Raw genomic sequence first — 26691 nt, forward strand, 5'->3', positions numbered from 1 at the left:
GCCAGCGGACCCCGGGCGGATCCGCATGGGCCAGCCATCCCCTGGCCCGGGGTCCGCTGGCGCGGAACCCGGGGCACCCGGCGTAGTCGGGAGATTGAGGAAAGGGATCCCACCGATCGGGATGTGGAATGTGGCACGAGGGTTTGCGTCGGTGCGAGGGTCTGCGTCGGTGCGCTTCCGGGTGCGCGGCTCGATGCGCGGTCGGTGCGCTGCGTAGGCAAGTCGTATCTCGTTTTCCAATCGACGGTTGAGGCCAATGGATCGGTTCGTTTCGGCAATCGGGCGATGGGGATCGGTGTGGTTGGGTCGGGTGGTCGGGCGGAACGTCGTTGCAGGCGGTGCGATTTTGGGTGCGCGGACGGTGCGCCGTCGGGTGCGCTGGCGGTGCGCCTAGGCGAATCAACGCTTCTCACAATGGGATTAGGGTTTACGACAATTCCCTCAATTCGTTTCGTCGATTCGGTGTCCGGGATCGGGTTCGTTTCGCGCCGAGCGATCGTTGGAGAAACGACGCTCGAGGTTAAGTGTGTTTCATTCGGAAGCGTGCTCGAAATCGGATTCGATACGCGCAGGGGTCTGCGGGCCGGGAAGAGGAGCGAGCCCGGGGAAGGGAGCGAGCAAGGGCAGGGGACGGCAGCGAGCATGGTGACCGGTCGTTGGGTGGCTCACAAAGGGGCAGAGCAGGTCCGGTCGGTCGTCGAATCAGACGGGTTCCTCGACAAGATCATCGAGAAATCGGGGGGCCGTAGTCACAAATTCCCCAGGTGGCCACCGATCAGGCAGGGGCCGGGTCAGGCAAGGGGTGATCCGATTGCACGAGCGCGGGCTTCCAAGGGCTGACGGAAGCCCCCGGCTGGCCAGCAACCAGAACGACCCAGGGAATATTGCCCGGGGAATATTGACAAGGAAAAGAATCCGGGTATTATTCGGAGGTGTCGAGAAAAACCCGGGTGTTATTCGGCGAGGATCGAGACGATGGACGAGGAACGCACGTACACAGCGTTTGCTGGAGTGAGGCGGATAGCCACGGCGGATCGGAAAACGATGCTGCTTGAGACGAAGGCGTATCTGGACGGGGGCAATCCGGAGCCGGTCTTGATCTTTGAGGATCAGACCGGCAAGCAGGTCGATTTCGACTTCCGGGGGACACCGGAGGAGGTTCTGGAGCGGGTCGACCCCTCCGGGTCGAAGCGACAGGGGCCGGGGCGGCCGAAGCTCGGCGTGGTCGCGAGGGAGGTCACGCTTCTGCCAAGGCACTGGGAATGGCTCGAACAGCAGCCGAGCGGGGCCTCGGCCGCCCTGCGGCGGCTGGTGGACGAGGCGAGGAAGCGGGAGCCACGAGCCGAGCGGGAGCGGAGGGCCCTGGAGGCGGCAGGCGCGTTCATGTGGTCGATGGCGGGGAACCTGCCGGGGTTCGAGGAGGCGTCTCGGGCGCTCTTTGCCAGGGATCGGGAGTGCTTCGACCAGCTCATCGACGACTGGCCGGCGGACATCCGCGACCACCTGCGGCGGCTGGTGGAGAAGCCGTTCCAGGGTGTCCACGAGGCGCCTCCGTCTGAGGAGCTCTCGGCGGGGACGTGAGATGGTGGACCGAAAAAGGGCGGGCGAGCGCGGATTCCAATGGATCATCCCGTCCCGATCGGGGGACGGAGCCCCCTCCTACGGGAAGAGAAATCTGCGCTCGCCAAGAGGACTTACTGGCTGACGGGACCGGCAGTCCAGAACTCGTCGAGGTGGCGGCGGGAGAGGTCGTGCATCGCGAGCATGGCGGCGCGGATGGCGTCGAGGCTGGAGCCGACGAAGCGCTCGGCGACGGCGGAGGCGATCTCGAAGGCGACGACGGATTCGAGGATGACGCTGGCGGCGGGGACGGCGCAGACGTCGGAGCGCTCGTAGCTGGCGGGGGATTCCCCCTTGGTGGCCATGTTGACCGAGGGGCCGCGGGCGGCGAGGGTGCTGATCGGCTTCTTGGCGGCGCGGACGACGATCGGCTCGCCGTTGGTGGTGCCGCCTTCGATGCCGCCGGCGTTGTTGGTGGGGCGGCGGAAGCCGAAGCGGCGGTCGGAGGGGTCGTGCTCGGGCTCGAAGCGGATCGGGTCCATGACCTTCGAGCCGGGGCGGCGGGCAGCCTCGATGCCGAGGCCGATCTCGACGCCTTTGATCGCCTGGATGCTCATGACGGCCAGGGCGAGGCGGGCGTCGAGCTTGCGGTCCCACTGGGCATGAGAACCGAGGCCGATCGGGCAGCCGGTGACGACGGCCTCGACGACGCCGCCGAGGGTGTCGCCGGCCTCTCGGGCGGCGTCGATGGCGGCGACGATGCGGGGGTCGATCTCGGGGTTGCAGGAGTAGACGGGGCTGGCGTCGCGGAGGGCGGGGTCAAGCGAAACGGGGGGGGCGTCGATGCCGCCGAGTTCCCGGACGTAGCCGAAGACGTCGATCCCGAGGTCGCGGAGCAGGAGCTTGGCCAGGCCGCCGACGGCGACGCGCATGGCCGTTTCGCGGGCCGAGGCCCGTTCGAGGACCTGGCGGATGCCGGTCTGGTAGGCGATCGAGCCGGCAAGGTCGATGTGGCCGCCGCGGGGGGCGGCGGGCTCCTTGAGGCGTTCGAGCTTCGCGTCGTTGTTGATCAGACGCAGCGTGATCGGCCCGCCGGTGGTCACGCCGTGGTAGGTGCCGGAATCGACGATGACGCGGTCGGTTTCGAGGGTCTGCCGCTTGCCCCGGCCGTAGCCCCCCTGGCGGCGCTTGAGGTCGATGTTGATGAACTCGGCGTCGAGCGTGATGCCCGAGGGGAAGCCTTCGACGATGGCCGTCAGGGCCGGGCCGTGCGATTCACCGGCCGTCAGGTAGCGGAGCATGGAGGTGTCGGACCTTCTGGGGTCTGTCGGGGTTGTGTTGGCTTTTTTAGTCGTTGTCGATTCGTGGGTTGAGTCGGGGAGGATCAATCCCTGAGCCGAACGTCGAGGTTGAGCAGGAACCAGCCGAGGAGCGTGAGCGCCCCGGTCATCACCACCAGACTGAGGAGGATCGAAACCAAAGCGCTGATCGACGACCACCCGGAGCGAAGCCAGTCGAACGGGCGGACCTGGCCGAGCGGTTCCCCCGGCGGCCGCTCTCGGAGTGCTTGAATACCGATGCCGATGGTCCAGGCGGCGGCCGGAACGGGTAGGCCGAAAAGAACGACGAACAGAAGGAGGCCAAACCAGGAGGGCAACGCCCCCACCACGGCCAGAATCATGATCGTGGCGGGGAAGATCAGGATGAGAGCGCCGACCCAGAAGGGGAGCGTGGGACCCATCCGAACCTCGATGCCCTGGTGATCCATTGCCGCCTTTCGGGGCGGGTGTTAACGCTTCGGAAACGATTGCCCGGTCAACAGTTCGAAGGCTTGAATGTACTTGGCTCGGGTCTGTTCGACAATTGCGTCGGGCAGGGCAGGGGGTTCGCTTTGCTTGTCCCAGTCGGTCGAATCGAGCCAGTCGCGGACGAATTGCTTGTCGAACGAAGGGGGGACGACGCCGGGCTTGTAGGCGTCGAGCGGCCAGTAGCGAGAGCTGTCGGGCGTGAGCACCTCGTCGATGAGAATGAGTTCGCCGCTGGAGGTGTCGCGGCCGAACTCGAACTTGGTGTCGGCGAGGATCAGGTTGGTGGAGGCGGCGTGTTCGGCCGCCTGGCGGTAGATCTGAACGCTGAGGTCGCGGAGTGTTTCCGCGAGTTCGGGGCCGAGGTCGGTTGAGAGTTCTTCGAAGCTGACGTTCTCGTCGTGCCCCTCGTCGGCCTTGGTGGCGGGGGTGAACAGCGGGGGGTCGAGCTTGGCGGCCTCGACAAGGCTGGTGGGCAGGCGCTCGCCGCAGACGGTCCCTTTGGTCCGGTACTCGCGCCAGGCGCTGCCAAAGAGGTAGCCCCGAACGACGCACTCGAAGGGGATGACCTCGGCCTTGCGGACGAGCATGACCCGGCCGTCGAGCTGGGCGCGGTCGTCGGCCGAGAGGTCGAGCCCGGCGGCGTCGAGATCGGTCGAGATGAAGTGATGGGGCGTGTTGAGCCGACCGAACCAGAAGACGGAGAGGCCGGTCAAGATGCGGCCTTTGTCGGGAATTCCGTTCGGCAAGACCCAGTCGTACGCACTGATGCGGTCGGTCGCGACGATCAAGAGACGATCGCCCAGGTCGTACACGTCGCGGACCTTCCCCGATCGCTTCGGGAGACCCGCGAGATTCGTTTCGAGCAAAGCCGACACGTCAACACACTCCCTATCCGTCTCGATGGCGCATGGAGCAGAACTGGACGATCCACCTTATCGGATCGGCGCACTCCTCGACAACCCGAGCAGTTCGGCCCACCCGGGCAGGGCCGGGCTCACGAGGTTTGACCCGCCATCGCCGGTACGATAGCCTGGAACATCGGTTGAACCGTCACCCGTGCGCCGAGTGGACGCTCCCCCCGACGTTGTCCTGATCCGGAGTTGAGGTCTCTGCCATGTATCGGCTCGATGCTCGCAAACCGGCCCATTTCTGCGACGGACTGACCCGTCGGGATTTCTTGCATGCCGGCTCACTCGCAACCCTGGGGCTCTCCCTGCCCGGCCTGCATGCGCTGGAGGCCCAGGGGGCCGTCAAGCGCGACCAGGACATGAACTGCATCATGCTGTTTCTGGTTGGCGGGCCAAGCCAGCATGACACCTGGGACATGAAGCCCGATGCGCCGAGCGAGATTCGAGGCCCCTTCCGGCCGATCGACACGAACGTGCCGGGCATCCAGATCAGTGAGATCTTCCCGAAGCTGGCCGCCAACATGGACAAGGTGGCCCTTGTCCGGTCGGTCTATCACACGGCGACCGCCGTGCACGACACCGGCCACCAGATGATGCAGACCGGCCGACTCTTCGGCAACGGAGCGATCAAGTACCCGCACATGGGCTCGGTCCTTTCGTACCTGAAAGGCCCCCGAGGAGACGTGCCGCCGCACGTCTTGCTGCCCCGGCCGATCGGCAACACCGGCGGCAACATGCCGCACGGGCAAGACGCCGGATTCCTGGGCAAGAGCTACGATCCGTTCGTACTCGGCGCCGATCCGAACGCCCCGGACTTCAAGGTGCCCGACCTCTTGCCGCCGGAGTACGTAACGCAGGTCCGGGAATCGCGTCGCCGTTCCTTCCGCAACGCCATTGACGGCGCGGTCCGGGACTTCGAAGCGTCGGAAGACGCCCGGTTGCTCGACGAGAACTTCCAGCGCGCCTACGGCTTGATGTCGAGTGCCGAGGCCCGCGAAGCTTTCGCCCTCGACGCCGAGCCCGAGGACCTTCGCAACCGATACGGCCGAACCCGGTTCGGCCAGAGCTGCCTGATGGCCCGCCGCCTGGTCGAGCGTGGCGTGCGGTTCGTCACGGTGAACATGTTCGAAACGGTCTTCAATGAGGTGACCTGGGACATCCACGGCTCGTCGCCGTTCAGCGCGATCGAGTCGTACCAGAACGAGATCGGGCCGAATTTCGACACCGCGTATACCGCCTTGCTCACCGACCTTTATGAGCGAGGAATGCTAGAAAACACGATGATCCTGGCGTTCGGCGAGTTCGGCCGGACCCCGAAGATCAACCCCGCGGGCGGTCGAGATCACCACCCGGCCTGCTGGACCGTCTTGTTTGCCGGTGGCCCGATCCAAGGCGGCAACGTGGTGGGAGCGTCGGACGAAATCGGCCACTCGCCGAAAGATCGGCCCGTTTCCACGGCCGAGATCGCCGCGACCGTCTATCATGGTCTTGGGATCGACCTCGACACGGAACTGCCCGGCCCTCAAGGGCGACCGCTCCGGGTGGTTGATCACGGTGTCGAGCCGATTCACCCCTTGTTCTGATCAACCCGATTGACTTGAGGACGTGATCGGCGGGCCCGAAACCTCCCCCCCCCAGGGCCCGCCGACCTCGACCGAGCGAACACAACCCGTACATGAGCCGACCCGTGCCTTCTTCCCATGACCGGGCCGTTGCCTCCGCGTTCGATGCTCAGGCGGATCAGTTTGAACGGGCTCCCGTGCAGACCGATCCCGCCGCGCTTGCCCGGCTGCTTGAGGTGGCCGATCTGGAACCCGAAAGCCTGGTGCTCGACGTCGGCTGCGGCCCCGGTCTGGTGGCCGAGGCGTTGCTCGAAGCCGGGCACAGCGTGGTCGGCATTGACCTGTCAACCGAGATGATCGCCCGCGCCCGCCGTCGTTGCGAACGATTTGGGGATCGGGTGGTCTTCCTCGTGGGGTCGCTCCAGGACCCTCAGCCAGCCGAGTTCGCCCCGTTCGACGCCTGCCTCTCGCGCTACGTCTTGCATCATATTCATGATCCGATGCTGTTTGTCGCTCGGCAGGCGGCGTTGCTTCGCTCCGGTGGGGTGCTGGTCCTGAGCGATCAAACCACTGATCCGTCTCCGGAGTCGAGGTCGTGGCACCAGGGGGTCGAGCGGCTTCGAGACCATTCGCATACCTCCCACGCCACTCCGGGAGAACTGGCCGACCTGCTGACCGTTTCGGGCATGGAGTCGGTCCACATGCAGGAAGAAACGTTCGTGCTCGACTTCGACGAGTGGTTCGACCGCGGATCGCCTCAGCGGGAGAAGGCGTTCGTCCGTCACGTGGTCCTGTCCGGCCCGCCGACTCACGGCTTCCGTCCCCAGGAACAGACCGACGGTCGCATTCGGATCGAGTGCTGGCGCGCCACGGCCCGAGGCGTCAAGAGCGGCCGATAAATTGATGTGTTTTCGAAGCGAACCGACCCTCCTGGCTTGCCCCCTTTGACGAGACAACCGCATGAGCAACCCTCGACGATTCGGGACGGCTCTGGCTTCGATCCTGGTTTGTTGTGTCACCACCGCCGGGGCAGACGACGCGGTGACGCTCGTGCCCTCGACGTTGACGCTTGACGGGCCGAAGGCATCGCAGCGGGTGATCGTCGAGCGATGGAATGCGCACGGTGTGGCCATCGGCGAGCCGACCGAGGCGGTGTCGTTTGCCATCAGCAACCCGAACATTGCCACCGTCTCGGCCGACGGAACGGTGGTGCCGGTCGCCGACGGTGTGACCACGCTGACGGCGAGCCTGGGGGATCAGACGATCTCGGCTCCGGTGCAGGTTCGCAACGCAGGCCGAGACGAACCCTGGAGCTTTCGCAATCATGTCTTGCCCGTGCTAACCAAGGCGGGCTGCAATCAGGGGTCGTGCCACGGAGCGGCGGCCGGGAAGAACGGTCTGCGGCTCACCTTGCGGGGCTATGGCCCGGAAGTCGATTACGACACCCTGACACGCCAGGCCCTGGCCCGTCGCATCAACAAGACGGCACCTGCCGAGAGCCTGCTGCTGCTGAAAGCAACCGGTGTGATTGAGCATGGGGGCGGTCCGCGATTTGCGCCGGATTCGCTGGATTACCGGATCATCGCCGAGTGGATTGGGGCCGGGATGCCCGCGCCGAGCGAGGAGGACGCCCGGATTGACCGGGTCGAGGTGATGCCCTCGGCCGTGACGCTCGAACCCGGACAATCGCAACAGGTGCTGGTTCGAGCGGTTTCAGAGGATGGCCGGATCGCCGACGTAACCCGTTGGGCGAAGTTCGGGACCACCGACGAAACCGTGGCCACCGTTGATGACTCCGGCCGTCTGACCGTGGTCGGCCACGGCGAAGGGGCGATTACGGTCTGGTTCGATAGTCAGGTGGACCTGGCGACCGTGACGGTCCCCTACGATCGAGCGATTGATCGGGAGTTGTTCGCCTCGGCACCGAGATTCAATGACATTGATACGATCAACCTGGAAAAACTGCAATCGCTGAACATTCCTCCGTCCCCCTTGAGTGACGACGCGACCTTCCTGCGCCGAGCGTTTCTGGACACGACCGGCACCTTGCCGGAGGTGGCTGAAGTCGAGGCGTTTCTGGCGGACGACGATCCGGAGAAGCGGGCAAAGCTGATCGATCGACTTTTGAACAGCGAAGAGTTCGTCGATTACTGGTCGTACAAGTGGTCGGATCTCTTGCTGGTTTCGTCTCGAAACTTGCCGAAGCCGGCAATGTGGAGCTTCTACCGCTTCATTCGAGAGAGCGTGGCCGAGAATCGTCCCTGGGACGAGTTTGCTCGGGAGATTCTGACCGCGAAGGGGAGTACTCTCGATAACGGAGCGGGCAACTACTTCGTGATTCACCGCGATCCGATTGAATTGACCGAGAACGCGAGCATGGCGTTTCTCGGCCTGGCGATGACCTGTGCGCGGTGTCACAATCACCCGTTGGAAAAGTGGACTCAGGACCAGTATTACGGGTTTGCGAACCTGTTTGGCCGGGTGAAACTGAAGGACGGGGATCGCGGGGCCGCGCAAGGAGATGTAGAAATCATTCCGGCCTCGGAGGGAGAGATTCTTCACCCGCGCCGGGGGATTGCGATGGCACCGCAACCGCTCGATGCCCAGGCCATGCCGCTTGAATCTCCCGGCGATCGTCGCGAGGCGTTGGCGGATTGGCTTGAATCGCCTGAGAACCCGTACTTCGCCGCGGCTGTGGTGAACCGGGTCTGGGCGAACTTCTTCGGCCGAGGACTCGTTGATCCCGAAGACGACCTCCGATCGACCAACCCGCCGAGCGACCGAGCCTTGATGGACTGGATCGTCGAGGACTTCCGGGTGCACGGCTACGACGTTCGGCACCTGATCCGGACGATCATGACCTCGGCCGCCTACCAACGCTCCGCGACGCCGGTGCCGGGAAACGAAGGGGACACGAAGTTTCTCAGCCGCTATGTTCCTCGTCGCCTCCCGGCCGAGGTCCTGATCGACCTGATGGCTTCCGTGACGGAGGTTCCAACCCCCTTTCCGGGTTATCCGACCGGCTGGAGGAGTGTACAACTGCCCGACGTTCAGGTGGCGAGCACTTTTCTTGATGCGTTCGGCCGCCCCGAGCGAAACGACACATGCTCGTGCGAGCGATCGTCGGAACCGTCGCTTGCCCAGGCGCTACATCTGGCCAACGGTGACACCTTAAACGAAAAACTGAGGAGCGAGAATTCGGCCGTAGCGCGGGCCGTGGCGTCTGGAGAGTCGTTTGCGGTGCTGCTCGACGGTCTGTTCAAGGCCGCGCTGTCTCGCCCCCCGACCGAGGCCGAGGCGTCTCGGATCCTTCCCGCGCTGGAAGCCGCGGTGGCCGAGGCCGAGACGGAGGAGGAGCGAGCCGCGCTGAAGCGCCAGGTGATCGAAGACCTCTACTGGGCGACCCTCACCGGAAATGAGTTTCTGTTCAACCACTGATTGTTACTCGAAATTCATCACATGCCCGATTCGGGTCGAGTGATCGTCTCGACGCTGGCAGGAGACCCTCGCGCATGACTGTGCTGAGTTGCCTGGCCGCCTTGCCGTGGATAGCCCTGGCGACGGATGCGGAACCGGTTCGGTTTCGAGATCAGGTCGCGCCGATCCTGGTTGCCCGATGCCTGGGATGCCATCAGGATGACGATGCGCAAGGCGGGCTGAACATGAGCACCTTCGCCAAGCTCAGGGAGGGAGGGGCGATCGAGGGGGACCTGATCTTGCTGCCGGGAGAGGCAGAGGAGAGTCACCTCGTTCGGGTCTTGCAACCGGATGCCACGCTCCGCATGCCCTTGAAGCAAGCGCCCTTGACGGACGAGGAGATCGACCTGATTGCGCGATGGGTGGACGAGGGAGCGGTCTTCGATGGTCCTTCGGAAAAGGTGCTCCTGTCGTCGCTGGTTGATCCACTGGCGAATTTGCCCGAGGTGGAGGTGACGGCCGAGGTGGCCGATCCGGTTTCGGCCGTGGCCTATGCGCCGGATGGTGGTCGGCTGGCGGCGGCACGAGGGTCTGCCATTTACCTGTTCGACGCGAATTGCAGCGATCCGACGGCGTTGCTGGAAGGGCACGAGGGAGGGATCAACGCCCTGGCCTTTTCGCCGGATAGCCAACGGCTGGTCGCCGCTGGAGGCCGGCCGGGACTGTTCGGTTCGGTCGCGGTCTGGGACGTGGAAACGGGAGAGCGGCTTCGCTCGTGGAAGGGGCATGCCGACACGATTCTCTCGGCCGTTCTCTCGCCGGACGGAACAACCCTGGCCACGGCAAGCTATGATCGCATGGTCATGCTCTGGAATCTGAATTCCGGAACGGAAATCCGCACGCTTAAGGAGCATACCGACGCGGTCTATGGGCTTGCCTTCTCGCCGGATGGGACCCGGCTGGCGTCGGCGTCGGGAGATCGGACCGTCAAGATCTGGGAACCGGCAACGGGGAGGCGACTGGAATCGCTCGGCGATGCGACCGAGGAACTGTATGCCGTGACATTCGCCGACGAGGGATCGAGCTTGCTGGCCGCGGGAGCCGATCGAACCATTCGGCGATGGCTCCTGGAGGGAACGACGGGGAGGCTCGACCGATCGGCCATTGCTCATGATGGAGCGGTGCTCGATTTACTGGTCACGGGCGATGGAGCTTCGCTCATCTCGACCGGAGAGGATGGGGCCATCAAGCGGTGGTCGTTGCCGGATCTGGCGCCGCTCGACGTGTGGCCCCGACAACCGGACTGGCCCCTGGCGGCGGCCCTGAACCCTTCGGGATCGCAACTGGCGCTGGGCCGGTACGATGGGGCGTTGGTTCTGCTGCCCGGCTGGCCAGACGCCGAGGCTCAGGACACGTTTCAGGTGACGCTGCTGGACGCTCCCGAGGCCGAAGCGGAGCCCCCGACGACGCAGGCTGAACCGGACACGAAGACGCCGGAACTGGTCCGCCGCCCTTCACTCGGGCCTCCCAGCCCCAGGGGGGCCGAACGGGGTCGGACGTTGACCGTGAACCTGTCGGGCACGGGGGTCGGCCAGGCAAACGCGGTGGTGTTCGATGATCCGCACCTGGCGGCCACCATCTTGCCGAGTGAGTCGCCCGATCCGAACAGGCTCCAGATCAATGTTTCGATTGCGGAGGATGCGCCGATCGGTCGTCACCTGATTCGGGTGCAAACACCGCTTGGCGTTCCCCCGGCGCAAGGGTTCGCGGTTTACGAAGGTGCCGAACAGGCCGAGGTGGAGCCGAATGACACGCCAGAGCAGGGGGCAATCGTCTCCTGGCCGACGACTCTTGCCGGAACGATGGCGGCGCCGGGAGACGTGGATCACGTCCGATTTCGCGTGGCTCGGGGTCAGACGATCGTGTGTGCCGATCGTGGTGGAGGGCTCGGCTCGGCGCTTGATCCGGTGCTGGAGCTGAGGAACGACGCGGGGCAGGTGGTCGGACAGGGGCAATCGGTCGTGTCGTATCGGGCCGACTCCGACGAGCAACTCACGCTTCGCATTGCAGATCGGCAATTCAGCGGATCAGGGAATCATTTCTATCGGATCGAACTTGGTGAGATTCCCAGGCTTGAGGATGTGTTTCCGCTGGGAGTTTCGCAAGACGGCTCCGCCGAGGTGACTGTCTCTGGGGCGAACCTGGGAGAATCGGTCGTAACGGTGTCGGCCTCGGCGACCGAAATGCCCGGATCGTTGCGGAACGTTCCGGCCACCGATCGGCACGGCCGAGCCGCGGAGGGGAATGGAAAGGTCGTCGTCGCTGAAGGGCCTCAGGTCGTTGAGCACGAACCGAATGACACCCCACAGGAGGCGATGGTACTGGAGGTGCCCGGCGGCGTTTCGGGGCGGATCGACCACGAGAGGGATCTCGACCAGGTGGCGATCTCCGTGGAAGCTGGTCATCCGTTGGTCGTCGAGGTCTTCGGGGATCGGCTGGGGACCGAGATCGACCCGGTGATCGAGATTCTGGATGCCGAGGGGACCCCGGTTCCCCTGGCGGTGCTGCGCCCGGTTGCTCGATCGTCGGTCGCGTTTCGAGACCATGACGCGAGCCAGGATCGGATTCGCCTGACCCGATGGGATGAACTGGCCCAGAATGATTATTTGCTGATTGGTCGAGAGCTGACCCGCCTGTTCGCCCTGCCTCGCAATCCGGATGACGACGCGGTGTTCTGGTCCTCAGGAGGGCGACGGCTGGCGTACCTCGGCACCACTCCGGAGCAACACCCGCAGGATCAACCGATCGAGAAGGTTGAGATTCATCCCCCCGACACAACCTTCCCGCCAGGAGGAGCCTCTCCGGTCACGCTGGTTTACCGGAACGACGATGCTCCCGGACTGGGCAAGGATGCGGCCCTTCGCTTCGATCCCCCGCAGGACGGGACGTACCTGATTCGGGTAGGGGATGCGCGCGGGCTCGGGGGGCGCGGGTTCGGCTATCATCTGGTCGTCCGGGAACCACGGCCCGACTTCGGCGTGACGCTCCGGACCGAGCATCCCGACATTCCCCGAGGCGGAGCCACGGTCGTCTCGGCCATGGTGCAGCGGATTGACGGGTTCGACGGCCCGATCGACCTGCGGGTGGAAGGACTTCCGCCGGGAATCCGAGCGACCTCGGCGCAGGTGGAAGCGGGGCACTTGACCGCCGATCTGTTGCTGATGGCCGACCGAGACGCGCCGACCTTCTCCTCGACCTCGTGGCGAGTGGTGGCCGAAGCGTCCAAACGCGGGACGAACGGCGAGGTCATTCGGCATGAGATCCGTCCGGGAGGCGACCGATCTTCCTGGATCACCGTGACACCGGAACCCGACCTTCGTGTTTCGACCGACCGGGATCGGGTGGTGATTCGCCCCGGAGATCAGGTCGAGCTGACCTTCCGCGTTGATCGTTCGGCGAGCTTCTCCGGTCGTGTCCCGATTGACGTGCGCAACCTGCCGCACGGGGTTCGCGTGCTGAATATCGGTCTGAACGGTGTGTTGATTACCGAGTCGCAGACCGAGCGAACGGTGTTCCTGTACGCCGAGCCGTGGGTTTCGCCCACCGAACGCCCGTTCTTCGGGGTCGGTCGGGTTGAGGCGGCCGGGACCGAACACAGCACCCCGCCCATCACCCTGGTCATTTCAGACGAATCGACCGAGGGGTCTTCCGCCAAGGACGACCAGCCCTGACGGACACCCTTCGGAAGACAGTTCCGGAGATCGAGCGATACGGCATCACCGTTTGATCCCACTCCGAGCCTCGGCAATGACTCGGAGTGCGGAGGTGAGAACACAGGCGATGCCTCCCAGCTCCAGCAGCCAGTTCATGCGGATTCCCAGGATTTCATCCTTGAGGAACGCATCGACATGATGGAAGGAGGCGGCACGAATCAGGACGAATCCATAAAGAAAGACCAAGCCGATGGCCGCCAACGGCCTTCTCAGCAGGACCGATCGGAACAGAACGGCGAGCAACGCAAGGCCTCCTGCTCCCACAATCGCCACACCGAGGATAAAGGCACGCTGAACGACCTGGCGATCTTGATACCACCCTTGCTCATGAGCAAGGCGGCGACCAACGGCGGTCAGGAGGCTCTGTAGATCGAGCTGTTTGTTGATCCCCAGAACGAGCATGGCCAGCAGCAAGAGCCACCAGAAAGAGGCCCGGCGACCGGGTGATTTTGCTCCGGTCGTCGGTGCGATCCGGAACTGGTCGCTCTTCCAGAAGATGGGGTGAACCGTGGAGCCCCCGACGTGGAGCCGCCGCTCGGCTCGGGCCGCGAATCCGCAGGCAATGGCCGCGGCAAAATACGCCGCGACGGTCAACCACCCCATGATCGAGGGGTCGCCAATCCGAGGGCTCCATCCCAGTTCAACGCGTTCGGCAAACAGGATCAAGCCCATTGGTAACATCTTGTTCTGAACATTGGTGGTGACATTCAAACCGTTCATCCATTGGAGCTACAGTCTGTCAAATGGGGGGCATGCCTGTCAAACTTGCCTCGGTCTGCGGCAATGCCTCTCATCGCGGGGAGGGATCGGCCCTGGATTGCCGTCGTTGCACAAAGCGTTGGGAACGCCCCGCTATCCGGGAGCGTGTGAGTCATGAACACGGATCGCTGGAATCTCTGGCTTGCGATCATCACGTTTCTGGCAACGGTGGTGGTGCTGATCGTGGCCCGGTCGGCCTCGCGTCGCAAGGCGGTCTGGAGGATCGCGGAAGTTGCCCGCGAACTGGGGCTCGCCGAGCAGGCTCCGAACGATCCGGAACTTCGATCGTGGCTGGACCACCCGTATTCTGGAATCCTGGACAACGACCGGTCGCTGGTCTGGGCGCTTCGTGGGTCGTATGAGGACCGCGAGGTGGTCTTGCTCGGCATCCACGAACGTTCCAGCCGAAGCGTTGCCGGGCGATCGAACGACGATCGAGCCCGACGGTTCCCGTGGTTCCGCCGGTATTGGACCAGGGGTCCCGCCGTGGCGAGCGACGTGAATCAGCTTCTGGTTGTCCTGGTCGAAGCGTTGCCGGGTCTGCCCGATTTCCGGATCGGGCCAGACGCGACCGCGGCGCGAGGGGCAGGGAGCCGGTCCCGAGGCTCCGCACCGCGATTCCTCGTCGATCGATCGGCGAGCGTTCTGTTTGAAGGGCTGATGATTGATCCTGAAACGGCTCTTGGAGAGTTGCCGCAAACGTTTCTCGATCGGGCGGCTCGGGTGCTCGTGGGGCGACGACACCCGTGGACGATCGAGGGGTTTGACGAACGCATGAGCGTGCGGATCGCTCGGTGGCGATCGCCTTCCCGAGTGCGATCGTATCGGGCCGTGCTGGATGATGCCCTGTCACTCCGAGCGGCCTGGGAGCTGCGGGCCGACCGCTCGGACGATGCCGAAACGCACCGATCCATCCGGTCGGCTCTTGAGCGCATCCGCCAGGCGTCTGAATCCTCGGAATCGGACGGAGGATCGTTGCAGGAAGACCGAACCTGACAGGGGAGGGACGAACCGTGTTACCGCTTGGGACGGTAGCGTTGGGAGTCGCCTTCAACCGGCTCGATCCAGAGTTCCTTGGCGCAGCGTCCGAGCCATCGCGCGGAATGGCGGAGGGGCAAGCCGACGGCATGGAACATGGATCGGGCGTCATCGCGGTTGAACGGGTCGGGCAGCAAGGCGAGCCCAAGCGGACCGGCCTCGACCCCTTTGCGAAGCCATTCGAGGGCGTCGTTCAGGATCTGGGCATGGTCGAACGCGAGGGGACGATCGGGGGAATCGGCGATGATCCAGGAGGCTTCGGCGGCATCGTCTCCGCCCGAGGGCTCGGGCGGGGGAGGGGGAAGCACGGTGGCATAGGCCAGGCTGATCGTTCGGCCTCTCGGATCGCGACCGGGAGCCGAGTAGAATCCGAGCGGTTCGAAGGGCAGCGAGGGCTGGACCTCGATTCCGGTTTCCTCGAACAGTTCGCGGCGGGCCGCGGGTTCGGCGGCCTCGTCGAGGTCAAGAAAGCCACCAGGCAAGGCCCATTGTCCTTCAAAGGGCGGCTGTCCCCGACGAATCATCAGGACACGAAGCGCCGAGCGATCGACCGCGAAGGCCACCGTATCGACCGTAACGGCGGGTCGGGGAAAGTCGTAACAGTACGATTGCGTCATGAGAGTTGCATCCTGCCCGGAAGTCTCCGGCTCCACTCTGTCTGGCCGAGAAGCTTCCCGTTGTTCATCATAAAAAGACTGGGAAGATCGTCTACTGCCAGTCTTCAAGGTCTCTGAGCCGTTGCGGACCCCTGCTGCGAATTTCGGACCTCAACGTTTAACCCAAGCCAAGCCATGACCGACCTTACCGACGATCCCCTGGCTCGTCTCGACGACCCGGCCGTTACCGAACTGGTGGGCCGCCTGACCACCCTCGACGGCCCGGCCGATGCCTCGGACGAGTGGCCGGAGCCCTTGTGGTCGGCCTTGAGGGAGTGTGGCGTGCCTCGCTGGCCGGTTCCTCGGACCTTTGGAGGAGACGGGCTGGACCGGGTGACGATGGTCCGTCGAGAGGCCGGGCTGGCCGAGGGAAGCCTGACGGCCGCGTTCATCTTTTCGCAGTTCAATGCGGCAACCCGCCGACTGGTCAGTGCGGCCGATCGGGGGCACGAGGGGGCGGCAGATTGGCTTCGGGCGATTGCTTCGGGCCAGGCGTTTCCGACGATCGGCACCTCGCAACTGACCACGTCTCGACGTCGAGGCCGTCGCGCCCTGGTTGCCGAGCCGATTGCGGGAGGCGGCTATCGGCTCCAGGGAGCCATGCCGTGGGTGACCGCGGCCACCAAGGCCGATCTGTTCGTTGTGGGGGCAGTGCTTGACGATGATCGGCAGGTTCTCATCGCCTTACCGAGCGATCGAGCGGGGCTCTCGATCGGAGCGCCGATGCCCCTGGCGGCCTTGCAAGCGTCTTGCACCACGGAAGTGGCGTGCGACGCCGTGCACGTGGAGCCTTCCGAGGTCCTCTTTGGCCCCGAGCCCGACGTGATGGCCGTGGCCAGCGATGGGGGAGGAGCCGGCAGCCTGGAAACCTCGGCCCTGGCGATCGGCCAGGCCCTGGCAGCGCTGCGGGCCTTGCGGGAGCTGGCGCCCTCACGAGACGATCTGGACGAGCCGGTCGAGGCCCTGGAATCGTCGTGGCAAGCGATTGCCGATTCCCTGCTTGCCGCGGCCGAGGGTCGGGCCGACGCTCCCTCGTCGGCCGACCTGCGAGCCGAGGCCAACCGCTTCGTGCTGCGAGCGACGCACGCCTATCTGACCGCTCGACGAGGAACCGGAATGCTGCGGACCGAGCCGGCGCAGCGTTGGGTCCGGCAAGCGATGTTCTTTCTCGTCTGGTCCTGTCCGGGGCCCGTGGCTCAGGCAGCGCTGCGCGATTTCGCGGGGATCTGTCCGGCGTGAGCACCGAACGGCCCGAAGCGATTTCGAACGCTGCTCCCGTCTGGGGAAGCACCTGAAGCGAGGGAGCGTTCACCTTCGATACGCTCCTGGTCCGCAACGACGGACCGAGGAGCGCGGAGGGGAGACTTGACCGTCGATTGACGCGGGCACGCCACGTGGTTCGGTCAGGTTCCGGCCGAGTCGGCTTCGGGCGTTTGCGCGACGGGAGGATCACCGGGGGGGCCAACCTGGGCCGGATCGGCTCCGATCGGTTCTCCTCCGGCAATGGCGGCGAAGCGGGACGGGTCGATGGACGAGGACTTGAGGGCCGAGGGGTCTCGAAGTTCGACGAGCATCTGCACCGAGTCGTCCGTTCCTTCCGAGCCGAGGGCATCGGTCCAGGAGTCGAGGTTCGTCGGCGCGTTGTCGGGAACGGACAGGCCATCGGACGCCGAAACCAGCCAGGAGGCTCCCTGGAGATCGTAGCGGTTTCCCTCTCCCGTCCATTTCAGGCCGGAGGGGAACGGAGCTCCCTCGGTCGGTGGGGACCAGCAGAGCAGGTGATCGGCACGGATGCCTGACTCTCGGACGTGAATTTCGAGCGGCTGATCGGCAAGCAAGCTGGTGGTTTCGAGGAATCCGGTGGCAAGAAACACCGAGCAGCGGTCGATGGTCACTCGGCCGGGTCGGGGCTGGTTGGCAAAGCGACTGGCAACCCGAATCGGCCATCCCGACGGACGACCGGGCGTGCCCTGAGTCCAGACGAAGATGCTGTTCGAGATCTCGTGACGCACCCCGCCGAAGACAACCAGGTCGAGTGGGCGGTCGAAGCCTCGGAACAGGCAACCGTCGATCCGAACCGAGGAGCCGAACGACTGAACGACGCTGGAGCCAAGACTCGGCCCCGACTGGACCAGGAAGGTGCAGCGCCGGAGGGTCAGCTCGCCGTTCGATTCGATGACGGGAGGTCGAGCGGTTTCGGCCGAGGCGGAGCCGCCGTAGCGGACCACCACGGTGAGGTCTTCGAGCGTCAGCCCGCCGACCTGCTGGCGGAGCCAGGACTCCCGGCCCTCCAGGGTGATTTGGACCGGGGCTCGTGAATCGGGATGCGGGCGAATCACGATTCCGGAGCGGGGAATCAGAGAGGCAGAATCTCCCTCGGCCATTACAAACGGCTCGGTGAGATCGCCCAGGTAAAGGACCCCGCCGTTATTCGGAGCCATCATCATGGCATCGTAAAACGTGGGGCAGATGCGCATACCCCGGCCGTCTGAGCTGCCGACCGAGAACTCGGGTACCGACGCCGGCCGATCGACCGGGGGTGGCGTGGCCTCGGGAATGGTCTCGACGATGACATCGCTGTCGTCGGAACGGAGGCTTATCCCGATCAGGACGATCAGCAGGAGGGCCGCGACCGAGCCGATGACCCCCGCCACGATCCAGATCCGTTTTCGACGCTGATCCTCGCGTTCCGCCGATTGCGGCTCGGTGGAGGCGGGGGTGACCTTGTCGGTGTCGGACGAACCGGGATCGCTCGCCGATCGAGACATCGAGGAGCGGGATCGGCTTCGAGACGCCGCCATCTCGGTCAAGGAGGGTTCAGGTCCAAGGTCGATCGGCAGCCCAAGACCACTCGCCATTGGAGACGACGAGACGAGCGGCTCGGGCTCGGTGGTGGGCAGGGCCATTTGAGGCGCAACGGGTTCGCGAGTGCGTTCGTCGTCAGAGGCGTGGTCGGAATCGGCGTCGGAGTGGGATCGAATCGGTTCGATTCCGCTGTCGGCCGGCCCTCGGGGCTCGGGCTTCATGGCCGAGGCAGTGCGGGTGGGTGGGGCCTCGTCCTGATCCGGGCCGGCCTCGGGCTCGGGTCCGGGGCCGGGGCCGAAGCGGTAGCCGTTTGGGTCGGAAGCGTCATCAAACGGGATTGCGCCCGGAACCGGTCGCGCCCCCTGAGCCGGTTCGGCGGCATTGCGAACGGCGGCGATCTGCTCGGCCACCGAGGACGCCCCCTCGGCAAACGGAGCCAGCGCCTCAGCCAGCGCCAGAGGGGTGGGGAAGCGGTCATCGGGAGACTTCGCCATCAGGCGACGGACGATCGCCTCCAGCCCCGGAGGAACCTCGGGAACCAGTTCCGAGAGGGGTTCCGGCTCGTGCAACTGGTGGGCGTAGAGCTTCTGCGGCAGGCTTGCCTCACGAAACGGAACCGAACCGGAAATCATATGGTAGAGCGTGCAACCGAGCGAATACAGGTCGCTCCGAGTGTCAACCGACCGAGGATGGCGGGCTTGTTCGGGGCTGATGTAGTCGAACGTGCCGACGGTTGCGCCGTCTCGGGTGACGACATCATCGGGATCGCCCAGGTCGATGGCCAGGCCGAGGTCGGTGAGCTTCGCGGTGCCATCCTCGGTCACGAGGATGTTCTGCGGGTTGACGTCGCGATGGATCAGACCTTTGAGCCGGGCGTGTTCCAGCCCGAGGGCTACCTGCCGGGCAATGGAGGCGGCCAGGGCGGGGGAGAGCCGGCCGACCTCGGCGAGAATCTGAGAGACGTTGCGTCCCTCGATGTATTCCATGACCAGGTAGCGGAGGTCGCGGTACTCGCCCTCGTCGTAGATGCGGACGAGGTTGTCGTGCTGAAGCTGGGCGCCGACCTTGGCCTCGCGCTCGAAGCGGGCCACGGCGCGAGGGCTGGTCATCCGTTCGCGAGAGAGAATCTTGATGGCGACCAGGCGGCGGAGTCTCGTGTCACGCGCCAGGAAGACCAGGCCCATGCCTCCCTTGCCGATGATGTCGAGGACGATGTACTTGCCCATTTTCAGGGCGGCGGCGCGACCGGCGACGATTTGCTGGCCTTGCCAGAGCGTCAGATGTTGCGACGCGATGGCCTGACGCGCGAGCCGGCGGTCAATCGCGTCGGGGTCCTCACGCTTCTCGGGAGGAATGGCATCCCAGCACGACTGCAGGGTCGCTTCATCGAGCAGTCCATAGCGCAACGTCTCTTTCCAGAATCGAGACGTTCGCGGGTCGATCGACATGGCTCGGGTCAATTCCGGGCGCCCGCATGAGAACGCAAGGCAAAGAGTGGGCGCAGGCGAGGTGGATGTCAGTGCTTGGTCGGACACGCGAGATGCCCCAGTTCACTAGTTTAGCCCCCAGTCCCGGCGGGTCGCAACCCATCGGTTCTCACCGAGACAGTGGCTTGGGTTCTCTCCTGGTTCCGCAAGGGCGAGTCACCCACCCAACAACCCAAACGGACCGATTGTTCGCTAAAATCGTAGTTCGCGTTTGACGATTCGCGCGACGTGGGCAAGGCACGACGGAACCCGACAAGATGAGGGTCAGGTGGGAATCGGGCTCGATCCGACAAAGAACGCTGCGCCCATCCCTCATCAACGCGACCACCCCGGCCCTTCCAGCTTCGTCGCGGCTCACTCCAAAGTTGGGGCCGACCGGGAAGGGGAGGGAGACGTCGTCGCCAGGTTCAACCGCGACCGGGCGACCAGTAACCGATCGCAGCGTTCATCGACCGGGGCCGGTTGAGGGGGAGGTGAGAGTCGAGATCAGGTCCGCCAGCTCGCGGTCGTCGGCTTCGGGCGGGGCTTCGGATCGCTCGTCGGACGACGATCCGGCAAACTTGGCCCGATCGGCGTCGGCGAGGATCGCCACGACCCGCGCCGATCGCTCCGGGCCGAGCCGGGTCAGCAGGGCGGGATCGGCCGCGATTTCCTCGGTCGTCTTCGCGCTCCAGTTCGGGCCGAAGGCGGTGATCAGGGCGTCTCGAAGTCTCTCAGCGCGGCGAATGCGGTGGTCAATGGGAGAAGGGAATGCGGGGGGGCGGTTTTGACCGCGTTCGGATTCTGGGAGTTGAGCGCGACGTCGATTCCTTCGCCATCGCATCCAGAGACCAGAAGCGAGGGCAACCAGCAGGATTAGTCCGAGGAAGACCAGGCCCCACCCGTTGCCTTCGCTCGAATCGAGCCAGGGTTCCGGGCCGAGATTGGGACGGGGCGGCAAGACCGGCTCGGCGGTCGGCGGCGGGGTGGGGCCGGGCGGTGGTTCCGTGATTTGCGTCACTCGCGGGGTCATCGGGGACCCGTCCGCCGTCGAGCTCGTCCTCGGAAGATCCCGAGCAAGGGTCCGATGGGATCGAGTTGGGTCGAGAGGTCGAGCCCTTCGATGGACGTAGCCTCGCACCAGGATCGGAAGGCGCGTTGCCGATCCTCGGCCATGCGGGCGTAGGAGGCTCGAAGCCGGGCCGACCCGGAATCGACGATCCGACGGCGGCCGGTCTCGACATCTTCGAGGGCAAGGATGCCGGCGTTGGGAAGCTGTTCCTCCAGGGGATCGACCAGGCGGAGGGCGACCACGTCTCCTCGGCTCGCCAGCTCTCGCCAGGGGGCAACCGGTTCCGGGTTCAGAAAATCGCTCAGGACAACGACCAGCCCGCGACGGGCAAACCGCTGGGGACGCGTAACCGCCGCCGTGAGGGAAGATCGCCGCGAGGTCGACGGGGAGGTGACGAGCATCCGAAGCAGTCGGGAGAGATGCCTCGGCCCTCCTCCTGGCGGCAACTCGGACTCGATCCGGTCGCTCACGAGGGTCAGGGCGGCCCGATCGCCGTTCTGGATGGCCGAGGCCGCCAGCAGGGCCGCGGCCTGCGAGGCCCGGTCCGACTTTGAGCGTCCGTCGGCGCCGAATCGGAGACTCTGCGAGACATCAAGAATCAGCCAGAGGCTCAGCGATCGCTCCTCGACGTAGCGACGCACGAACGGCCGACCCTGGCGTGCGGTGACGTTCCAGTCAAGATGGCGGACATCGTCACCGGGTTCATAGGCCCGAAGTTCGGCAAAGGTCAGTCCCGAGCCGGGCCGGGCGCTGTGATACGCCCCGGCCAGTTGCGCCACGGCCGTCGGTCGGACCCGGAACCGCAAGCGACGGGCGCGACGGACAATCGCGCCCGGGTCGAGGTCCGGGACCGGCGGCTCGGGGCGTTTGCGGGGGAAGAATCGCATGGAGGACAATCGATCCCGATCAGGCCTGGTGCCTCGTCGACAACTCCGGATCGGGAGAATCAGCCGACCACCGGGGCTCCCGCGACGCGCGAGGAGGGGGCAGGCCGGTGCGTCGATGCGGCCCGATCGGCCTCGGAAGGCTGGTCAGACGGCTCGGGTCGGGCCAGATCGAGCGACCAGGAGAGGCGGACGGTCCAGCGACGGGACTCGTCGGCGGTGATCCGCCAGTGGGGGATGACGGCGGTGCTCTGGTAAATCCCTTCGAAGCCGCCCTCGCTTTGGCTGGCGGTTTCGACCGGGAAGCACCAGAGGCTCGATGGGACCGACCAGCGCATCGAGACGCCCAGGTCGAGCCATTCGTCGGTCAGGTTGACTCCTTCGGCGTGCGGAATGTCGAGCTTTGCGTCGAGCAGGCCAAGCCGGTTGCCGTGGAGGTCGGAGACGAACCGATCCTCGGCGTGACCGGCCATCGCGGCCAGGTTCAGCTCGATGGCAAAGTGGACCGGCTGGCCGACGGGTAGGTCTTCAAGGATGTAGACGACTTCCAGGCCCGGCCGTCCGGCTTCCATGGCGATCGTCTTGTGGATGCGGATCAGGTGGCCGTCGGCCAGGCCCTGGCGTTCCATCATCAGGGCGATCCGCCCTTCCTCGCGGTGGGCCTTCGACAAATAGGTGCCGGTGGCGAAGTCGCCGCGTTCAATGTCGAGGCAGGAGGTCAGGTCGTCGAGCGAGGCGTCGATCGGGAGGAAGTGATCGACGAGGGCCTTGCGGGGGGCCCGGTCGTAGACGAGCAGCTTGTCCATGCCTTCCTGCTTGAGGATCACCCGATCGTGCAGGTTCGATGGGCCTTCGAACGTCTCGCCCGAAGGCTCGGCCACGGCGGCCGAGGCGATGGCGCCGTGATACGACTCGGGACGGCGATCGAGCGTGGCCAGGACGTTGACCCCGGCCTTGCGCACGTCCAGTTCATAGACATGGCCGCCACTGGCCGGGCGAACGTAGGCGATCAGGCGATCGTTTTCGAGCCGGGCCTCTTGGCGGGCGTCGAGATTGTAGTCGGCCACGTCGAGCGCCACGCGGGGGCCGATCTTTCCTTCGGCGCGGTCGAGGGCGTCGTGGCAGGCGATCAGGTGCTTGAAGATGGCGTTGCGAAGATGAGGCAGATACAGGCCGCCGAAGGCCCCGTGCCAGTAGGGGCAGTTGCACTGACCGCGATAGAGTTCTTGACGGGCGAGGTCGAGCGCCTCGGCATCGGCGTCGCCGGACTCTTCGAGGGTGTTGAGCCGATGGGAAAGCTCAAGCATCCGGGCGTACATCTCGTCGGTTTCGATGTACTTGTTCTTGAAATTCCGCCAGAAGCCCCCGGCGCGGACGAAGGGGCGAACGTGATCGACGGCGGTCACTCCCTCGGACCCTTTCACCGCGGCCTCGAAGGCCGAAAGCTGGGTGGGGGGGAGGACCCACTCGGTCATTTCGCGGTAGGAGCAGTCGGGCAGGTAGACCTTGCCCAGCGGGACGGTCGAATCAACGACGGAGGCAAAGGTCGTCGGTTCGAGCCAGTCGCGGTTGCCCCGGATCATGTCGCAGAAGCGACGAAGCCAGCCTTTGGTGAAGATGTGCTCGTGGGTGTCGGGCCAGCCGCCAAACTTCTCACCGTCGTCGGCGCAGACGACCACGGCATCGGGCCGGGACTGGCTCAAGCCGCGGAGGTACTCGTACGAGGCATGGGGCTCTTGCCAGGGGACGAGGTAGCGCATCGACTCGCTATTGGGGAAGACCTTCAAGAGGTGGCCTTCGTCCTCGGTCAGGTAGTAGCCGAACAGGTCGTCGGAGGCGGCCCCGGCGCGCTGGAAGTGGAAGTCGTCGAGCACGGTGAACTCGATCCCCGCCTCGACCAGGGCCGAGACGAGATGCTGCTCCCAGACGCGTTCGGCGATCCAGGCCCCTCGGATCGGCTGTCCGAAGAGGCGTTCGAGGTAGTCGGAGTACGACCGGATCTGCCCGACGCGGTCCCGGTGGGGGATCATCGTGAGGATCGGCTCGTAGAATCCGCCGCCGAGGATCTCGACCCGTCCGGCGGAGACCATCGCCCGCAAACGTTCGATGTACTCGGGACGGTGAGCCACCAGCCATTCCATCAACGGACCGGAACTGTGCAGACTGAAGGGCAGTTCGGGGTACTGCTCCATCAGTTCCAGGAACGGCAAGTAGCTGTCCCGGTAGGCGGCCTCGAAGACGTTCTCGAAGTTTCCGACCGGCTGGTGGTCGTGCAGCGCGAGGATCAGGCGAACGCGCGACATGGTGCGACGGGTCCCAGAGCGGGGGAATGCCCGTCATCATGACGGGCCGGGGCAGGGCAGGACACTCCGATCCGGAGGAACCGACGGCTCGGAACGGTTGGTCAAGATGACCGACGTTGCCATTATCAACAGAATGGGCCGATTCTCCAATGGAGACCGGCCCGAATCGTTCGATCGAGTTGAACGGTCAGACGGATTACACGGCTGGCCGCAGCGGCCGGACTCGGCGTCGCCAGGCCAAGACCCCGACCAAACCCGTGAGCCCCACGGCCAGTTGAATCATGGCGGCCGGTTCGGGAATGGCCCGAATCTCGGGGCCGATCGGATCGACCGGGGGCGGTGTCACGTCGGGACCATCCGGCGATCCCGGAAGTTGCGGCACCTCGGACTCTCCCGGACCCGAAGGAAGCTGATCGAGCGGCGGTGGCACCGTGGGATCCGTGAAGGTTTCAGGAACAATCGGGGGTTGCGTCGGTTCGGGCGTTTGGGGCGAGACAGAGCCGTCGGGAGGAGGCGTGGGGCCACCGTCCTGGCCCAGTCCCGGCCCTTCATCCAACGGATCACCCACGGTTCCCAGCCCCGAATCGGGATCGACGTCCGACAGCAAGTACGCGAGAAACGGATGGTAGAAGTCGAACCGCTCGGGATTCAAGGCCCGACGAGCCTCAAGCCCCTCAAGCCCCAGGCTCAGGGCGGAACCGAGCCGCTGATGATAATGATCGAATCGACGGGGAGCTTCCGATCGCCGATCGACCAGGTCGTGAATCGTCCAATCCTGCCCCTGAAACCGCAGGGCATTCATGTCGTCCTTGCGGGTCAAACGACTCCGAAGACTTTCGGCCTTCGCCGGGGAAGTGATCCCGAACAGGATCAGTCCCAAGAAGCACATCACGATTCGGGAAGACGCGACTGAAGGAGTCATTTGAGGGACATCTCGGGAGGTGCAAGCGGATCAAAACACTTCACACGCCCTTGCAGCGGGTATCAGAATCCGAATGAATGGAACCAGTCAAGGGAGTTCCACAAATTACGGGCCCACTTTTGCTCTCGTGACGGTTCTTTCGAACGTGACGTGAGCGCATTTCCGCTTCGCCCCTCAGGAAAGGTGGCTGCCGGCGCGACGGAGGCGAGCGGTTTCATAGAGCCGAGCGTACTGTTCGGCACTTCGGTGCCAGGTCCAGTCGGCGTGCATCCCGGTCGAAACGAGGCGGGACCGGGCATCGGAGTCTGCGTAGAGGGCCAGGGCGCGATCGACCGCCCGGATCAGGGCCTTCGCGGTGGGATCGGTGAAGCTCACGCCTGTGGCGGTCTGGTTCTGGAGGGTTTCGTCCGTCGCATCGACGACCGTGTCGGCCAGGCCACCGGTGGCCCGGACGACCGGAACCGTCCCATACGCCAGGCTATAGAGCTGATTCAAGCCACACGGTTCGTAGAGACTGGGCATCAGGAACAGGTCGGCAGCCGCTTCGAGTTGGTGAGCCAGCGGTTGCGAGAATTCGAGGTACACGCGCAGATTGTCCGGATACTCCTGAGCGAGTTGCTGAAGGGCCATCTCGTATCGAGGTTCCCCAGTGCCCAGGATGACGATCTGGAGATCTCGCCGAAGCAGCTCTCCGGCGGCGTCGACCACCAGATCCCAGCCTTTCTGAGGATCAAGCCGCGAAATGGCCGCCATCAAGGGGACGTCGGCCCGTTCGGGAAGCCCGGCCAGGCGTTGAAGAGACGCCTTGTTGGCTGCCTTGCCGGCCGGCCAGGTTTTCACGGTGTAACGCGCCGTCAGGTGAGGATCGATCGCCGGGTTCCAGACCGTGACATCAATGCCGTTGACGATCCCGTACAGATCGGCCTGTCGAGCGCGAAGCAGGCCGTCGAGCCCTCGGCCTCCTTCCGGAGCCTGAATTTCTCGGGCGTAGGTCGGGCTCACCGTGCTGATGAGATCCGCGTACACCAGCCCGGCCTTCAGGAAGTTCAACCGGCCGTAGGCTTCGAGTCGATCGGGCGTGAACAGAGACCAATCGAACCCCGTTAAGGGCATGTCGAGATGCCAGAACGATCCCTGATAGGCCAGGTTATGAATCGTCATCACGGTACTGACCTGGCGAAAAACCGAGCCGGGCTGAGGACGATACACTTCCTCCAGGTAGGCGGGGACGAGGCCGGTTTCCCAGTCGTTGCAATGGATGATCTCGGGCTGAAAGTTCAGCATCCGGATTCCTTCCAGCGCAGCGCGCTGAAAGAAAACGAAACGCTCGCAGTTGTCGGGGTAGTCAACCCCCTCTGCGCCGTAGATCCCGGTGCGATCGAAGTACGGGGCGTAATCGATCAGATAGACAGGCACGTCGGAGCCCGGCAAGGAGGAGACGAGAATCCGTCCTTCCAGGGTTCGATGGCCGATCGGCACGCGGACCCGGACACCCGTTTCCCGGATCGGTCGTCCGGCATACAGCGCACGGCGATAGCCGGGCATCATGATGGCGACCTCATGACCCAGATCGTTCAGAGCCTGAGGCAGTGAGGCGGCAACATCAGCCAGGCCGCCGGTTTTGGCAAACGGCTCGACCTCGGCAGAGAGCAGAAGGACCTTCATCAGAGCTTGCTCATTCGAATTCAAGCCGTTTGACGCATCGTGCCGAACCGAGCGACAAGGAATTCTTGGGAATTGAGTGCCGTTCCGGGCACG

18 protein-coding genes are annotated in these 26691 nt (G+C 64.9%); 7 read left to right on the forward strand and 11 right to left on the reverse strand.

Annotated elements, in window-relative coordinates; genetic code table 11:
- Positions 1-975 precede the first annotated feature (975 nt).
- A complete protein-coding gene (locus tag GA615_RS21545) occupies positions 976-1581 on the forward strand; it encodes a DUF2239 family protein (protein ID WP_152053401.1) in 606 nt (201 codons plus the stop codon).
- A 113-nt stretch (positions 1582-1694) separates the two neighbouring features.
- On the opposite strand, the gene aroC is transcribed toward GA615_RS21545, so the two are convergent.
- The 3 genes from aroC to GA615_RS21560 all read right to left on the reverse strand — a co-directional run bounded on the left by aroC (position 1695) and on the right by GA615_RS21560 (position 4243).
- Entirely contained in the window at positions 1695-2861 is a 1167-nt protein-coding gene (aroC, locus tag GA615_RS21550) for a chorismate synthase (RefSeq protein WP_152053402.1), read from the reverse strand.
- Between the two features lie 83 nt (positions 2862-2944).
- Entirely contained in the window at positions 2945-3301 is a 357-nt protein-coding gene (locus GA615_RS21555; RefSeq protein ID WP_152053403.1) for a hypothetical protein, read from the reverse strand.
- Positions 3302-3349: 48 nt separating this feature from the next.
- Positions 3350-4243, reverse strand: coding sequence for a phosphoribosylaminoimidazolesuccinocarboxamide synthase (locus GA615_RS21560; RefSeq protein WP_152053404.1), 894 nt, complete (start codon positions 4241-4243; stop codon positions 3350-3352).
- A 239-nt stretch (positions 4244-4482) separates the two neighbouring features.
- Here GA615_RS21560 and GA615_RS21565 point away from each other — a divergent pair, with 239 nt between their 5' ends.
- The 4 genes from GA615_RS21565 to GA615_RS21580 all read left to right on the forward strand — a co-directional run bounded on the left by GA615_RS21565 (position 4483) and on the right by GA615_RS21580 (position 12986).
- Complete coding sequence (locus GA615_RS21565) at positions 4483-5859, forward strand: DUF1501 domain-containing protein (RefSeq protein WP_152053405.1); 1377 nt, start codon at positions 4483-4485, stop codon at positions 5857-5859.
- 104 nt (positions 5860-5963) lie between these two features.
- A complete protein-coding gene (locus tag GA615_RS21570; RefSeq protein WP_235905604.1) occupies positions 5964-6737 on the forward strand; it encodes a class I SAM-dependent methyltransferase in 774 nt (257 codons plus the stop codon).
- Between the two features lie 61 nt (positions 6738-6798).
- Positions 6799-9276, forward strand: coding sequence for a DUF1553 domain-containing protein (locus tag GA615_RS21575; protein ID WP_152053407.1), 2478 nt, complete (start codon positions 6799-6801; stop codon positions 9274-9276).
- Between the two features lie 74 nt (positions 9277-9350).
- Positions 9351-12986 carry a c-type cytochrome domain-containing protein gene (locus GA615_RS21580; protein ID WP_152053408.1) on the forward strand — a complete coding sequence of 1212 codons (3636 nt, stop codon included), beginning with the start codon at positions 9351-9353 and terminating at the stop codon, positions 12984-12986.
- Positions 12987-13031: 45 nt separating this feature from the next.
- Here the strand turns inward: GA615_RS21580 and GA615_RS21585 are convergent, their stop codons facing one another.
- Positions 13032-13739 carry a hypothetical protein gene (locus GA615_RS21585; protein ID WP_201750276.1) on the reverse strand — a complete coding sequence of 236 codons (708 nt, stop codon included), beginning with the start codon at positions 13737-13739 and terminating at the stop codon, positions 13032-13034.
- A 162-nt stretch (positions 13740-13901) separates the two neighbouring features.
- Between GA615_RS21585 and GA615_RS21590 the strand changes: the two genes are divergently transcribed.
- Entirely contained in the window at positions 13902-14783 is an 882-nt protein-coding gene (locus GA615_RS21590) for a hypothetical protein (RefSeq protein WP_152053409.1), read from the forward strand.
- Between the two features lie 20 nt (positions 14784-14803).
- Here GA615_RS21590 and GA615_RS21595 read toward each other — a convergent pair whose 3' ends face one another.
- Positions 14804-15442, reverse strand: a complete 639-nt coding sequence (locus GA615_RS21595) for an NUDIX domain-containing protein (RefSeq protein WP_152053410.1) — start codon at positions 15440-15442, stop codon at positions 14804-14806.
- Positions 15443-15616: 174 nt separating this feature from the next.
- Here GA615_RS21595 and GA615_RS21600 point away from each other — a divergent pair, with 174 nt between their 5' ends.
- A complete protein-coding gene (locus GA615_RS21600) occupies positions 15617-16720 on the forward strand; it encodes an acyl-CoA dehydrogenase family protein (protein WP_152053411.1) in 1104 nt (367 codons plus the stop codon).
- 164 nt (positions 16721-16884) lie between these two features.
- Here the strand turns inward: GA615_RS21600 and GA615_RS21605 are convergent, their stop codons facing one another.
- The 6 genes from GA615_RS21605 to glgA all read right to left on the reverse strand — a co-directional run bounded on the left by GA615_RS21605 (position 16885) and on the right by glgA (position 26598).
- The gene (locus tag GA615_RS21605) at positions 16885-19734 is read right to left on the reverse strand and encodes a serine/threonine protein kinase (protein WP_152053412.1); all 2850 of its coding nucleotides are present in this window, start codon (positions 19732-19734) and stop codon (positions 16885-16887) included.
- 484 nt (positions 19735-20218) lie between these two features.
- On the reverse strand, positions 20219-20785 hold the full coding sequence (locus GA615_RS21610) for a hypothetical protein (protein WP_152053413.1): 567 nt from the start codon (positions 20783-20785) through the stop codon (positions 20219-20221).
- The gene (locus GA615_RS21615; protein ID WP_152053414.1) at positions 20782-21711 is read right to left on the reverse strand and encodes a DUF58 domain-containing protein; all 930 of its coding nucleotides are present in this window, start codon (positions 21709-21711) and stop codon (positions 20782-20784) included. Before GA615_RS21615 ends, GA615_RS21610 begins: the two co-directional genes overlap by 4 nt.
- Positions 21712-21770: 59 nt before the next feature.
- Entirely contained in the window at positions 21771-24011 is a 2241-nt protein-coding gene (locus tag GA615_RS21620) for an alpha-amylase/4-alpha-glucanotransferase domain-containing protein (protein WP_152053415.1), read from the reverse strand.
- 196 nt (positions 24012-24207) lie between these two features.
- Complete coding sequence (locus GA615_RS21625) at positions 24208-24813, reverse strand: hypothetical protein (RefSeq protein ID WP_161602480.1); 606 nt, start codon at positions 24811-24813, stop codon at positions 24208-24210.
- Between the two features lie 294 nt (positions 24814-25107).
- Entirely contained in the window at positions 25108-26598 is a 1491-nt protein-coding gene (glgA, locus tag GA615_RS21630) for a glycogen synthase GlgA (RefSeq protein WP_152053417.1), read from the reverse strand.
- Positions 26599-26691 lie beyond the last annotated feature (93 nt).

The organism is Tautonia marina (assembly GCF_009177065.1).
GTDB classification, from domain to species: Bacteria; Planctomycetota; Planctomycetia; order Isosphaerales; family Isosphaeraceae; genus Tautonia; species Tautonia marina.